Raw genomic sequence first — 14486 nt, forward strand, 5'->3', positions numbered from 1 at the left:
GCCATCACGCGCAGGCTGCCTAACCTCTCACCCCAGATGGACCAGAGCCTCCGCTCCTGAACACCGCTGAATGTCCCAAATCATCTGACGACAGACAGTGCAGGCCTACTCACGCGCCAACAACCTCTGGGCACGCCCACAGGAACTTCTGGCTTGCATCGGCCTTCGCGACGCCCTCGCCGAGCGGGCCTACGCCATCCGTCTCGTCAACTTCTTCATAAACGGGACGCCGACGACGCCCATCCAGATCGACGATGTGGCCAGCCCCTTCCCGCAGGTCCTCTACAGCGGACAGGACGTGATCGAGCAGACCCTGGTCGAGACGTTCGAGGCGCGGGGCGGACGACTGGCCCGGGGTCGCAAGATCGTTGGCATCGTCCAGGACAATGACGGCGTGACCGTTTCGCTCAGACTCGGAGACGACGGCCCGGAGCACCGTCTGCGCTGCCGCTACCTCGTGGCCGCCGACGGCGCCAAGAGCACGGTGCGCCCGCAGGTGGACCTGAACTTCGAGCCCGAGCGGTTCGAGGGACGGATGAACCGCCAGGTCGACGCCAAGCTGTCCTGGCGGCGCTCGATGGACCCCGACCAGCTCTGGTTTTTTTACTACGAGCGCGGCTTCTGCGGCGTGTTGCCGGTCTGGGGCGGCTACCATCGCCTCTTCTTCCTGGCCGACGATGCGGGCGTGCCCGACCGGGACCCGACCCTCGACGAGATCCAGGCCGTGGCACGCGAGGTCACGGGCGACGAGACGCTGACCCTGTCCGACCCGCAATGGCTCACGCACAGCCGCTTCCAGTACGGCGTCTCGCCGGGCTACACCCGCGGACGGGTGTTCCTCGCCGGCGATGCCGGGCACCTGTCGCTTCCCATCGGCGGGCAGGGAATGAATGCCGGCCTGCACGACGGGGTCGAGATCGCCTGGCGGCTGGCCATGACCCTGCGGGGCGAGGCCGCGCCGGTCGTGTTAACCTCCTACGATGACGAGCGCGGGGGCGAACACGCCCGCCTTAGCGCCCAGCAGGCGAAGGGCTTCCGCCGCACCGTGTATCGCGGGTCGGTGACGGACGCCGCGCTCGGGCTGGCCGCCAAGGCGATGCCGAGCATCGGATCCCTGCTCCAGGGCACGGACGACCTTCAGCAGATGAGCGTAAGCTACCCGAAAAGCCCGCTGAACGAGGACCACCTCTCGGGACTGGCGCACCCTCTTCAGCGTGGGCCGAGGCCGGGCGAACGGGCCCCCGAGGCGGAGGTGACGCTTGCAGGCACGACGACCTCGCTGTTCCCTTTCCTCTACAATCCGGACGGGCGAACGACAGGCTGGGCGTTGCTGTGCTTCGACGGCCGTTCATCGGACGCGGGCGACTCGCTGCGCGCGGCCATCGAGGCTGTCGCGCCCTGGAGCAACGTGCGCCCACGCCTCGTTCTGGCCGGTCCATACCTCGACGTGAAGGATGTGCCCGCCCTGTCGGATCTGGACGGCAAGGCGCACGGGGCCTACGACCTAGAGGGGAAGCCGGCCCTTGTACTAGTGCGCCCCGACGGGCACGTCGCCTTCCGCGCGCCGGCCGACCGACACGACCGTCTGGCTGCGTACTGTCAGCGGGTATTCGATGCCCATGCGGCTTTCTCCGCTTGAGGTTCCCTATCCGATAGGAGCGACCGGACCCGGAACGCCGCAGTGTCGGTTATCGATCCTGCGCAAAAACTATCGCGCGGCCGATGAACGGCCGCTTTCGGGAAGCACCGAGGGCTGACTGCACGGCCTGTATGGGTCGAATGCGGAGGGTCCGCTTCCAAGCTGGGAGCCAACTTCCGCTCATGGCGCCAAACGGTCGTCTGTTAAGCCTCATGCGAACGTCTGGTTGTTGATTTTGATTCCCAAAAGTAGACTTCCAAAAATCCACCCAAGCTGCCGTTGCAACTCGGTGCACGGAGGCCGCGGAGACATGCGCCTTCGAGGGGAATAGATCGCCTGCCCGCTGTCGGGGCTTCAACCCGATCAATCTCCAGTGAAGGCCATATCGTAGGTCGGAAGGCGGCGGATCGCGTCAAACAGGGCTTCCGTGGGAAACCTCCCGTACTGCTCGCCTTCGGTTCGAGCGGCATGCCCCTGGATCGCGTCGAGGACCGTGGGATCGATCCCGGCCCGGCGTCCCACCGTCTTGAAGCGATGCCGCCAACCATGGTTCGGATCCACGCCCGGATCGTCGACGCCCAGGGATCGCACCCAGGCGGCAAGCCTTTCGCCGACCTTCTTGTAGATCGGATGCGCGGCCGAACCGTCGCGGCCGCGCGTCGGATCGTAGAACAGCGGTCCATTTCCACGGGCGCGAACGAAATCCGGAAAGCCCTGGGCGGTCAGGTCAGGGTGCAGCGGGACATCGCGCCAGCGGCCGGTCTTCACGCGCCCCGCGTCCGGTGTGATCCGGAAGATCCAGATGTCTTTCTCGAGCCGGACATCCTTCCCGCGCAACTGAGTCACCTCGTTCACGCGCGCCCCACCGTATGCACAGAGCCATGGGATCCAACGACGGGCTGCCGCCTTCTCGCGCGACAGTCGAGGACTGTGCGGGCCGAGCGCTGCTCGAAGGATCGTGAGGGCTTCCGCGTCGGTGAACTCGCGGTCCCGCGTCTGGGGCTTGTTCGGGACCAGGACCGTGACGCCCGCGGCGGGGTTGGTAGTCAGATGCCCGTTGGCGACCGCCCAGTTCATGACGGCCTTGACCGCAGCGACGTAGGCATCGCGCACGGTACGCGGATCCCGACCGGCTGAAAGGAGGGTCGATTTCCATGCGATGAGATCGTGGCGGGTGATGCAGGCGAGATCGTCGGTTTCCATCGCGCCCTCGAGGGCGACCAGAACACCGGTCCATCGCTTGACCGTCGAAGGAGCGAGACGAGCCTCCGCCGCATAGGCGTCGAAGACCGGACGCCAGGGAACCGGACTCCTCCGTGGAGGCATCTCCCCTTCTATCGCCGCCGCCCCACCTGCGGGGCTGGGAGAGAAGGAAATCGGGCGCCAGGGCCATCTCACTAAGGAACGAGCGACCGGCTCCTCGTCGGCACGAGAACTTGGCTCGGGTCCGACCACCATCGGATGCGCCTCGAGCGCGGCCGCTCCCGACCGTAGCCGGGCCCAGCGGACCTCGACCTCGGCGGCCTTCTCCAAATAGCGCGTGCGCGCGAGCGCCGGCTCCTTCGTCCCGAGCGTCTTTCGTTCCTCGTTCCTTCCAAGAAGGAACCGCAGATCCTTCGGGATGCGCCTCCGGTACCAGTACATGCCGGTCTTCGGGTGACGCCACGGCCGGGCCATAGCCAGAACCATCGTGTGTACCACCTTTGTGTACCACCGCGACGGCCGCAAGCATCTGAAATGCCTACGTTTCCTTGATTTCAATGGCTTGGAAGGCGTAGTGGCGGAGAGGGGGGGACTGTCCGGCCGGCCTTAAAAACTCAATCAAATCAACGACGTTTCGTTTGGCGCCACGACCCATTTTGTACCAGCAAACAGTACCAGCGTCGACGTCAAATTAGATGACAAGCAGTTACTGCAGATAGGTATCCGAGCTAGCCTCCGCCACCCATGGTTGAGGTGATCGAGGAGTGCGCGTCGGAAGCAAAGCCCGATGTCGGGTCAGAGATTGTTGTTTGGTAGGATTGTGGCCCGCCCCCATTTGGCCCGTGCTTGAAGTTAGTGGATCGCGGTTCGTGTGACGATAGCAGGACGAGCGGACGGCACTCTCCTCGGGCTTCGGGTGCTATGAAATGTCAACCGTCCTTCAGGCTCAAAAGCCATACCAAAGGGCGGACCACTCCAATGGAGACTGACCAGGGTCCGTTGGGGACAGAGGAGGAGGCCGGGCGTGCGATGTCGGACTTCGTCATAGCCCGATGCTCTCGGGTGCCCCCGCAATGATCCGGCCCTGGGAACCCGACCATGCCGTCACCGCCCGACGTGCAGACCGAGCCGTCGACGGCGTTCCTCGACCACTTCCAGCCCGTCACTGATCGCGCCGTCACGGAACAGGGCGTGTGCTTCGGCAAGGTGCCAGCCGGCGAGGCCTTCGTCCGACCGGCCGAGAGCGACGTCGGCCAGCCCGACGTGACACAAGCCCTGGCCCCGCAGGGACCCAACGACCGCATCGATCGCGAGCGACTTGCGGAACGCCGCCGCCGCGGCACCGAAACGCCCGAGCCTGAGCATGATCTCTCCCCGCGTACGGATACACTCCGATACGCCGAGAGCAGAGGACGCCCTACGAAACGAGCGCTGGGCCTCCCTAAGGAACCCGTAGGCGGATCCGAGATCGGCCCGCGCCTCGTCGTGCCGCTGGCCTCGAAAAAGGTCGTCTGCGGACAGCATCCCGCTCCGCCCCAATCCCCTCAAGCAGTTGGCCCGGCCCCGTGTGTCGCCCATCGAATCGTACAGGGTGAGCGCAGCCAGAAAACCGGTCCGGGCGATGACGTGATTGCCGGACAATGCCCCGACCTGGGCCAACCGCCACTCGTTGCGGGCTTCCTCGGCCACGTCCCCGGTGCACCGGAACGTCCCGCGGGCCCGCCGGAACGCGCGCGCGGCGGATACACGTTTGCCCACCTCAAGCGAGCAGGTTCCGATACCGGCGATTGCGCGGGCCTTTCCGCCTCGGCAGCCCAACGCCTTGAACGCCGCATACGCCTCGACGTGGCAACGCCTCGCCCCCCTTGTATCGGCAGCCCGCAGCGTCTCCGCCAAACCAACCAAGGCCTCCGCAGCCTCGCGCTTCGCGCCGAGGGTGTCCGCCCGCCCGCCCGCTTTCTCGAAAGCCGAGCGTGCTGCCTCGTAGTCCGAACTCGCCAAGCACAGCCGCCCAAGGGCGATCGTGCAGAGTACGGCCGAAACGGGCGCGCGTGACCCGTCATGGGCGTCGATCATGCCCTCCAACAAGCCCGGCGCGTGCACGCCGCAGGCAATCAGCAGATCAGCCAAGTCCTTCGCACAGACATCGGCGAGGACTTCGGGCCGCTTGGCGAGGGCCGTCTCCACTGCACGGACGACGTTCGGCACATCCGCGGCGACGGATCGGCACCCTTGTGCCGTCGTCGTCCCGTCGTCGGGGCATCGCGTGACGAACCCGGCGTAGAAGGAGACCCAATCGCTGGTCGAAGCTTCGTCGGCCAGTCGCTCGGTCACGTACCGCCTGATCGGCGGGAGGATGTTCAGCCTACTCTCGCGTTCGAAGGCGAGACCTGTCGAGAGGCACCCCCGCATGGCCAAGTAGGCCTCGTTGCCCAGCAGGCGAGGCACATGTGCGATGGCCGAGCCGGCGGGCAGATCCGACAGTGTCCGCAACAGGCGACGGCCACCGTCAGTGAGGCGCCGAGACGCGACGGAGAGAGCGATCGACACGTCTAGGGAACTCAGGCGCCCTCGGGGGAGGGATCCATCGCTGGCTAACGCGGTTCCGATCCGCCGCCACTCCCGCAGGATCGGCTCCACGCGGGCGAATGCCGCCGCTTGATGCGCAACCAGCTCTATCGCGAGCGGTACCCCACCCAACTCTTCCAGCAAGACGGCGAGGTCAGCGTCGCGAACCGAGATCCGATCCGCAATGGCCAGGAACAGCTCCCGCGAGGGGTCGGTCCCGAGGGGATTCAGACCGATGGCGTTCCATGCGACGCCCCTCGGTCGATCCAGGCCGCGCATCGACGCCAGTAAGGTGAAGCCGGCGTCCAGGAGGTCGCCGACGACTCCATCGACGCCCTCCGGCGAGGCCTCCCACGGCGTCTCAAGGTTGTCCAGGACCAACAGGGCGGGACGATCGCCTAAGAGCCCGATGGCGTCCTGGAACGACCCGCCCCCGAGCGAGGACGAGATCGCGGCCTCGACGGCGGCCCGGGTTGAGGCTCCTTCGAGCGGCACGAACCAGCGGCGGGCGCCGAAACGCCCGACAACCTCGGGCCTGGTCGCCAGGCGGCGCGTCATGGCGGTCTTACCGATCCCGGGAGCGCCGAGGACGAGGAACGCGCCGGATCCCTCGGCCGACGCGAGCGCCGCCACCAGCAGGTCGAGTTCGTCTTGCCGACCGAAGAACCATCCCTCGGGCCTCGACGCGATCGTATTCCCCGACGCGACGTCCGACCGGGGGTTGGTGAGGTCGCGGCTCAGGATCCACTCGATCTCCCGAGCCGGCAGATCGCAGATTGCGCGGTAGAACCGGTCCAGGCTCCAGATCTCGATGGAAACGTCGGGGTTCGACGCCTGCAGGGACAGGATCGTGTCAGCGACGAGGGCAGGTATCTCAAGGTAGTTCGTCGCGAACACCCAAGCCTCGAACCCCTTCCAATGAAGGAGCGCGCCGGCGAAATCGCTTTTGATCTTCTCGGCCACCTTCCTCACGGTTCCGCGGGTGGCCCCCTCGCCGCTGTCGACCGCACCGTAACAAGCGAAGACGGTGAACGGCACCCTCAGGAGCCCGTCGCACTTCATGTCACCCTGAGCGTACTCCGTCCCGAGCGGCACGAACACGTCGCCGTGGATCCGTGTCATGACGGTGGCGAGGAACCGCTGGAGCTGTAAGCCCGTGCTGCGCCTGAGCCGCAGCTCAAGGCTGTTCCGGATCCAATCGCGCGGAACGCCGCCGCGATCCCGTGCCGAGACGTCCCGTTCGGGCATCTGCTTCGATTCTCCCGGCATCGCATCCGCGGTCGAATTCCGCCGCTCGGTGGTCGTGCCACCGAAAGCCGCTGCGCCCGTGATTAACGGTCCTTATGGAACGCACTGCATGCGCCTTCGATGACGGTGCGATGCCGTTCCGGCGTTTCAGTAACCCCTCGGATAGGGAAAACCGGTCGGATCCGAGATCGTGACGCCGTATCGGTCACGAAGCTCTTGCCCGAAATGCGTGCGCAAGGCGGCATCGGCTATCGCGTAGCCCCAGTTGATTAGACGCTCCTGCAGCTCGTCGGGCATCGCCCGAAGCCTGGTCGGCATCGCGGCCAGGGCCTTCGGGTCCCGATCCGCGCAACCAAGGGGATCCGTCTTCGTCCGGTAGTCCGCGTGGTCCGAGCGGATGCCCCAATACGCGCCAGTGCGATCCTTCCGTTCGAAAGCCTCAATCAGCCGACGCTTCCGCAGGCTCCGGACCTGGTTGTCGACGACGTCGAGGATCCGAGCCGAATGACGCGCCCAGTCGCGGGCCGGTTGGGCATCCGCCCCGATCCTCTGGCCGCCATCGCTGACGAGCAGGGTCCGATATCTCCTGAAGGCGGTCTCCAGCCCGAGGTTATCGTAGACGCCGCCATCGGTCAGCATCACGGTCCCCCGGTAGGCCGGATCGTCGAGGTCGCCGATGGTCCGCGGGTCGAAGGCGTCCGCGACGTCCATCGCGACCGGGGATAGCACGGGCGGGAAAGCGGACGACGCGGCGACCGCGAACGCAAGGTCGACCCGTGGATTTGGCACGAGGCCGACGCGATAATCGCCCATGTACGGGCGAGAGAAACGCCAGGAAACGGCTGACTGCACGTTCGTGGCGTTGATGACGAAGCGCGGGCCATCCCCGTCCGCCGGCAGGTCCGCGAGCTCGGCGCCGTCGAAAAGCGTGTCGTCGTAGGCGCGGGCGACCCGTTCCCCGACGGATCCAGGCAGCAGGATTCCGCCGATGATCGCCCCCGTGTCGATGGTGGTCGCGGCCATGGTCCTGATCTTGTCGACGACGACGTCGAGCCCGCGAGCTCGGCCGTGGACGTCGAAGTCCAGGTCCCTCCAGTGCAGCCCCAGACACGCGGCGGTGATCGATCCGCCGGATACGCTCGACACACGCGACAACCGCTTCAGCAGCCCGGCCTCGTTCAGTCGCAGCAGGCTTCCGAGATGGAAAACCATAGCACGATAGCCACCGCCGGAAAGGCAGAGCGCTATGCCGTCCTGGAGTTTGCCGTCCTTATCGATTCCGGTACCGTCGGCCATCCCCGCCCCCCGAGTCGTCGGCCGACGCGACGGTCGCCGTGGTCCGCGAGCGGTCAGCATCGCACCGCGGTCCCATCGACGCCAGGGCCCCCGCGGGGCGTAATCGGCACTGATCGCACGGGCGGGTCGCACCGAGCGCAGCGACCGTCGCCTTCGCCGTGAGAGCGGGAGGGTGATCCGACTTCGTCCCGGGGCGGGCCTCGGGCACACGTGCCGCCAAGCGGTTTGCGCACGCCGAGGGTCCGCCCGCCGGGGCGGATCCGATGCCACCCTCGCGGCCGGTGATCAGGCGCGTGAGTGGGCCCCTGCGGCCATCGTGACCGGGATACCGCCCAGGCAGCAGCCGCGTCCTGCGGCGGGCATGGCGAATCGTGGTATCCCGACCGCGGCGCGCCGGGAATCGTCCGTCCCGAGTCGCGGAGCTCACGGGGTTGGCTGCCATGTTGCCGGTTTCGCGTCCGACGACCCGACCCCTGAAGATCTACGCCACCGATCCGACCCAGGGCGATCGTTCGGCGATGATCACGTCTATCGCGGTGGAGTACGAGCCGTTGGCGCCGGGGCCGACCGGCGAGCGGCTCGAGGTCGTGGACTACGACGGCCATGTCGGAGCCTATTACGACGCGGTGGATCTCGACGATCCCATGATCCTGATTCGCGGCGGCCTCGACCCGACCGAGGCCGACCCGCGGTTCCATCAGCAGATGGTCTATGCGGTGGCCTCGCGGACCCTGGCGAACTTCGACCGGGCGCTGGGACGCCGGATCGAGATGAGGAAGGGTCCGAAGCGGAGCCGGCTGCGGTTGTTCCCGCACGGCTTCAAGGGCCGCAACGCGTTCTACGACCGCAAGCTGCATGCCGTGCTGCTAGGGTACTTCGACGCGGACATGGAGGACGTCGGCACGAACATACCGGGGCAACGGGTCTTCACGTGCCTGAGCCACGACATCGTCGCCCACGAGACGACGCATGCGATCGTGGACCAGATCCGGCCATACTTCCTCGAGCCCAGCAACGTCGACGTCCAGGCCTTCCACGAAGGCTTCTCGGACATTGTGGCGTTGTTCCAGCATTTTTCCTTCCCGAACCTCGTCTCCCGCGAGATACAGCGCAACTGCGGTATCCTTTCGAACCCGGGCGCCCTGGTGCAGCTCGCCGAGCAGTTTGGTTACGCGACCGGTGCCGGCAAGCCGCTGCGGTCTGCCATCGGCAACGACGCGGCGCGGCTGGACGAGCGGCTGACCGAACCGCACGACCGCGGCGCCATCCTAGTCGCCGCTGTGTTCGACGGCTTCTTCGAGACGTTCCGCCGCCGCATCCGCGACCTCGTCAGAATCGCGACCGGCGGCAGCGGCGAGCTGCCGCCGGGCGACCTGCAACCCCACCTCGCGGAGCGGATTGGGGACGAGGCCGTGCGGACGGCCCAGCGCCAACTCGACATCTGCATACGTGCCTTCGACTACCTGCCCCCCGTCGACATCACCTTCGGCGACTACCTGCGTGCGATGGTCACCGCCGACTTCGAGCTCAATCCCGACGACGAGTGGGAGCAGCGCTCCGCGTTGATCGAGGGGTTCCGGCGCCGCGGTATCTATCCGGAAGGCGTAATCTCGCTGGCCGAGTCGTCCCTTCGCTGGCCCGCCGCCCGGGACCTGCCGCCCCTCGCCGATGCACTGGACGCACTGTTGCCGCAGCTCCTGAAGGTGGAGGCCGCCCGCTTCTCGCAGCGAAGCCGCGACGCAGACCTGGTCGGACGCGTCGGGGCACGCCCGTCGATGGGCGGGACTGACGACGACGAGAACAACGCGTCAACCCTGAAGGCGGACTTGGCGAGGGCCCTTTGCGCCTATGCTGGCACCAACGCCGACGGACTGTTCCTGCGACCGGACCTTCCGGTCTCGGTGCACGGTTTCCACGCGGTGTTCCGAACTGCCTCCAACGGCCAGCTGCTGATCGAGCTCGTCGCGCAATTCGTCCAGGTCGACGCGGACGCCGGCGCGGACCCTGCACTCGGCGGCCTCCCGGTTCGCGGCGGGACGACGATCGTAGTGAGCGTCGACGGACACGTCCGCTATGCGATCGCCAAGCCCCTCCCCTCGCCGTCGCTGCCCGGATCGCTGGCCCGGTCGGCGGAGCGGCGCATGGTGCGCCAGGCCGAGTTCGTGGCCCTGCTCGACGCCAAGGACCCGCGCTTCCCCTTCATGGACGCGACACGCCTGCGGGGGCGCATGAAGGCGCGGATGAGCATCCGATCCTTGCACAGGGATGGCTGACCATGGTCGAGCGCGTATCCGTCCGCATGTACGAGGTCGGCTTCGGCGATTGCCTGTTGGTGACCTTCCGGTCGGGCGATTCGGCCAAACGGGTCCTTTTCGACTGCGGAAGCCTCAGCCGGCGAAAGGCCGACGTCGCGAGGGTGGCCGCGGACGTGATCGCGACCTGCACCGACGGACGCGGGAAGGCACGCCTGGAGCTCGTCGTCTGCACGCATCGCCACAAGGACCACGTGTCGGGTTTCGACGACGCGGCCTGGTCGACCGTGGAGGTCGGCGAGGTCTGGATGCCCTGGACGGAGGATCCGGACGATCCTCGGGCGACCCGGATCCGCAACCGGCAGTCCTCGTTCGCGGCGGCCCTCTACGAAGCCCTGGCCCCCGGGCTCGGGCGGGACGCGACCCCCTTGGCCGAGGCCCGGGCCGCGCGCAAGCAGGCGACGATCGCCTTGGCGCTGAACGCCCTGACTAACGAGAAGGCGATGGGAACGCTTCATTCCGGCTTCGCCGGGAAGCCGCCGCGCCGCTTCCTGCCCGCGGCGGACGCGGCCTTCCAGACGCTGGAGCTGGCGGGTCTCCCCGGCGTGCGCTTCCACGTCCTCGGCCCCTCGCGCGACGAGGACGTTATCAAGGACATGGACCCGCCGGCAGGCAAGGCCTACCTGACGAGGGTCGCGGCCCGCCGGACGGACGAAGAGCGGGACGGTGCCTTCAGCCCGCGCTGGCGCGTGACGGACGACGCATTCCGCGCCGGTCGACCCGATACGACTTTCGGCGCGGACGACCGGAAGGACGTGGACGACCTGGCGGACCAGCCGGACGGCGACATGGCCGCCGTGCTGGACAGCGCGGTCAACAACACCAGCCTGATGATGATGATCGAGGTGGGAAACCAGTTCCTGCTGTTTCCCGGCGACGCCCAATGGGGAACCTGGGACGCTATCCTGCGGCGGCCCGAGGGCCGGGCGCTCCTCGCGCGCACCACCGCGCTCAAGGTCTCCCATCATGGAAGCCACAATGGAACACCCAGGAGCTTCGTGGACGAGGTCATCGGCGGCGGCGTCGTCGCCCTGCTCTCGACCGGGACGGTGAAGATGTGGCCCGGCATCCCGCGTAGGCCTCTCGTCGAGGCGTTGGGTGCGAGGACCGTGCTCGTCCGCAGCGACGAGGACCAATCGGCCGAGGGGAAGACGGGTTTCACCGTCAGGGCAGGCTTCCACATCGAATGGGAGACGGCTGTCGGATAGGAGCGGGCGATGCAGGAGGGGGGATCCCCTCCCCCGCCGAATCGGCCGACGCCGAACCGTGGCCCTCGCGCCTCCGGGTCGCCGCCGAGACATACGGGCCGGGGTCCGGCCGGCCCGCTGTGCGACCCGTGACGGGGGCGTCCTCCCTTCGACCACGGACGCGTCGGTTTCGGTGGACGAGGGCCTCGTGGTCGAACCATCCTCGACCCGATCCAGGATGTCCCCCGTCCACGATGGACGGCACGCGGTTCCGTCGGCGGCGAGTGATCGGACCGTAAAGGATCGACGATTATACCGTTCGCACATACGGCTAAAGTGAGGTCGCCGTCGTGCTTCGTCCAGTCGCCGAGTTGGCAGACTGCCTAGCGAGGGCTTCTATCACCAAGCGCCTATGCCAAAGGGCAGACGCGACCAGCAAGGCACCGCCGAAGGCGGTGAAGCCAAGCCCAAGCCATGCTTCAAAGAGCGGCCAAAATGCCAAATCTGTCAGGTGTGGATCTTCGCAGGTGTTGGGTCGCGGTGTGACTGAAACACGTTTTGCAAGTATCGAAGCGGCAGGAATATCGACAAGCTTTACGACATCGCAGCTACGGGTGTCCCCATCTGCGACCATATCAAAGCGCAACCGGTACTTAGCCAAGTAATTTCGGCCGCCGGTGCTTCCCACATACCCTGAAGAAGCAACATATGATCGGCTAGATTGTATATAATCCTGTATCTTAGAGCCTGATATCAGCCTGTAAGAAAATAACTGCGCCATGACGAACAAGATTACCGCCAGAAATGATAAATCACTTGGCGTCCATACTCTTCGTGACGCCTTAGCCATGGCGTCGCTCAAGCGGGCTTCTTCGATGGGCGTACAACCTTTTTCAATGTCGCATCGAACTCCGCTTCGTCCTCGCTGGCGCTGGCCTCGCGTGCGGCTTCGATGAAGCGGCGCTTCTGTTCCTCGGGCGTCAGCTTCTCGGCGCCGAGCTTGGAAGGCGGCTTGGGCTTGACGTCAAATGACGCAACCATGATCTGGGCCCTTAATTTGTCGGCGAAAACGACGGCTCCCAACGCAATCCAACAAAAACGACGCTGCTGCATTTTCTGCTTGAATGCACGGCACTGCTGTGCAACAAGAAAAAGCACCGGGGATTTGGCCCCCCGGCGCTTAGCCTCTGCCTGCTAAGACAAGAGGAGGTTCCAAAGATGGGATCGAGGTAACCCAGAGGGGGTCGTTTGACCCCTGATGTCCAGGGTAGAAACGATCAGCCGTCCTGAGGGGGAACACCCTCGGGACGGCTCCCTTATGTCATAAACTTGGGGAGTCGGCAAGCATGACGATTACAGACCCCTACGATTTTGTACTCCGCGACCTACGGGTTCAGCGAGACAATATCGATGCGGCCATCAAAGCTATTGAGATGGTCCGAGGAACGTCCGCGCGCGACGAACGCAACCGTCAAACCCTAGATGAAAAGGCACAGTCGCCATCGTCTCTGGATATGACGGCGGTGTCTAACTCCTCGTCTACGCCTTACGCTGGCCTTACGATCTATGATGCTTGCATTAAAGTCCTGTGCCGTGAGGACAAGCCGCTATCGACCGTCGCGCTTACGGATGCAATCCAACAGGGCGGCCTGCAATTAAACGCGAACGACCCTTACAACACCGTTGGATCTGTTCTCACACGTCGCTTCTATGACCATGGCGACGTTGTCCGAGTTGGACGTGCGACGTGGGGGCTGCCGGATTGGTTTCCCAACCACGATTACCGGGCCGAAGCGTTGGAGAAACGCGCGGGGAAAGAGGCGTTACTAAATCCGCCTGCTGACGCAATGGAGCAATCTAAAGTCCCAGAACGGCCAATGCTTGAAGCACTATCGGCGATTGAGCGCTGGCGTCTTGATACAGATAAATCACCAAGCAACTAGTTGATATTTTTAGCTGCTTCGGATTTTTCGATTATTGCTCAATATCAAGTCTGCGATACGTAAGGCGCTTGCCGGTGATACCGCTGAGCGCCTTTTCCATGCGCGCCGTATCATTCACACCCAGCTTCACCCGATTGTTGTACCGGAAGTCGAACTCAGCAAAGTAGCGGTGCAGGTGCTGCTTACCGCAGTGCTGGTAGACGCCTTTCATGCCGCGCTTGAACACGGAGAAGTAGCCCTCGACGGTGTTCGTGTGGACGATGCCGCGAACGTATTCCTTGGCGCTGTGCGTAGTTATCTGGTGGTCGGCGAAGGTAGCGCCGACCTTCGTGTAAATGCTGGACTCGTCCGTGAAGAGGCTGGCTTCCTTGAGGATGTTCGCTTCGATAATCGGGCGAAGGGTCTCTGGCTTAATGTTGTCCACGACCACGGAGCGGACCTTACCAGCATCGCGGTTGAGAAGGCTCAGCACCTTCATCTTGTGGTGATAGGCGCGAGCCTTGGGCACTCCGAGCTCGCGGCCGATGAAGGTCTCGTCAGCCTCAACGATGACACCAGCAGCGGGCATGCCGTCAATGCCGCCCATGGGGGTAAGGGAGCCGTCGCGCATGGCCTCGCGCAGACGGTGAGCCATGAACCACGCGGTCTTGTAGGTTACGCCGAGCGTGCGGTGCAGCTGGTGAATGGAGAAGCCCTTCTTGCTGGAGCACATCAGGTGCGCAGCCTGGAGCCACAGGTGCAGCTTCACGTGGCTGGACTCGAACACTGTGCCGACCGTGACCGTGAACTGCTTCTTGCAGTCGCCGCAGCGACGCAGGCCCATCCGACCGCCCTTAACGGCAGTGATCCGACCCATGCCGCCGCAGTGAGGGCACACGGGACCGTCCGTCCAGAGGAGGCTTTCCAGCTTCTCGAAGGCGGCGGCCTCATCGTGTAAGAACTTGGCGGACAGGGCGGACATCGGGCTAACTCCTTGACCCAGAAGCTAGTGGTGCGAGTCTAACATTTGGTGCCCGCGCTTTGCGGCCTGGATGATGCGATCCGGGTCGGCAGTCCAGACGAAGGGCTTTGGGTCGCCGTTGCTCTCAGC

At 65.3% G+C, this 14486-nt stretch carries 9 protein-coding genes; 4 read left to right on the forward strand and 5 right to left on the reverse strand.

All coding sequences use genetic code 11. The annotated features are described in order from the left end of the window. The first annotated feature begins 97 nt into the window (after positions 1 to 97). Entirely contained in the window at positions 98 to 1639 is a 1542-nt protein-coding gene (locus tag ASF41_RS15085) for an FAD-dependent monooxygenase (protein WP_082504560.1), read from the forward strand. Positions 1640 to 2002: 363 nt separating this feature from the next. On the opposite strand, the gene ASF41_RS23995 is transcribed toward ASF41_RS15085, so the two are convergent. From ASF41_RS23995 to ASF41_RS15100, 3 genes are all read right to left on the reverse strand, one after another. Next, complete coding sequence (locus ASF41_RS23995) at positions 2003 to 3328, reverse strand: DUF6538 domain-containing protein (protein ID WP_082504562.1); 1326 nt, start codon at positions 3326 to 3328, stop codon at positions 2003 to 2005. A 618-nt stretch (positions 3329 to 3946) separates the two neighbouring features. Beyond that, on the reverse strand, positions 3947 to 6658 hold the full coding sequence (locus ASF41_RS15095; protein WP_056494560.1) for an ATP-binding protein: 2712 nt from the start codon (positions 6656 to 6658) through the stop codon (positions 3947 to 3949). Positions 6659 to 6805: 147 nt separating this feature from the next. Then, the gene (locus ASF41_RS15100; RefSeq protein ID WP_056494564.1) at positions 6806 to 7954 is read right to left on the reverse strand and encodes a patatin-like phospholipase family protein; all 1149 of its coding nucleotides are present in this window, start codon (positions 7952 to 7954) and stop codon (positions 6806 to 6808) included. A 626-nt stretch (positions 7955 to 8580) separates the two neighbouring features. Here ASF41_RS15100 and ASF41_RS15105 point away from each other — a divergent pair. Continuing rightward, the gene (locus tag ASF41_RS15105; protein ID WP_244479671.1) at positions 8581 to 10227 is read left to right on the forward strand and encodes a hypothetical protein; all 1647 of its coding nucleotides are present in this window, start codon (positions 8581 to 8583) and stop codon (positions 10225 to 10227) included. Between the two features lie 2 nt (positions 10228 to 10229). Next, entirely contained in the window at positions 10230 to 11474 is a 1245-nt protein-coding gene (locus ASF41_RS15110; protein ID WP_056494571.1) for a hypothetical protein, read from the forward strand. Between the two features lie 837 nt (positions 11475 to 12311). On the opposite strand, the gene ASF41_RS26170 is transcribed toward ASF41_RS15110, so the two are convergent. Further along, entirely contained in the window at positions 12312 to 12611 is a 300-nt protein-coding gene (locus ASF41_RS26170) for a hypothetical protein (protein WP_244479672.1), read from the reverse strand. Between the two features lie 188 nt (positions 12612 to 12799). On the opposite strand from ASF41_RS26170, the gene ASF41_RS24000 reads away from it, so the two are divergent. Continuing rightward, the gene (locus ASF41_RS24000; RefSeq protein WP_082504564.1) at positions 12800 to 13396 is read left to right on the forward strand and encodes a winged helix-turn-helix domain-containing protein; all 597 of its coding nucleotides are present in this window, start codon (positions 12800 to 12802) and stop codon (positions 13394 to 13396) included. Positions 13397 to 13427: 31 nt separating this feature from the next. On the opposite strand, the gene ASF41_RS15120 is transcribed toward ASF41_RS24000, so the two are convergent. Continuing rightward, positions 13428 to 14357 carry an IS1595 family transposase gene (locus ASF41_RS15120; RefSeq protein WP_056494575.1) on the reverse strand — a complete coding sequence of 310 codons (930 nt, stop codon included), beginning with the start codon at positions 14355 to 14357 and terminating at the stop codon, positions 13428 to 13430. Between the last annotated feature and the right edge of the window lie 129 nt (positions 14358 to 14486).

The organism is Methylobacterium sp. Leaf111, assembly GCF_001423285.1.
Lineage (GTDB): Bacteria > Pseudomonadota > Alphaproteobacteria > Rhizobiales > Beijerinckiaceae > Methylobacterium.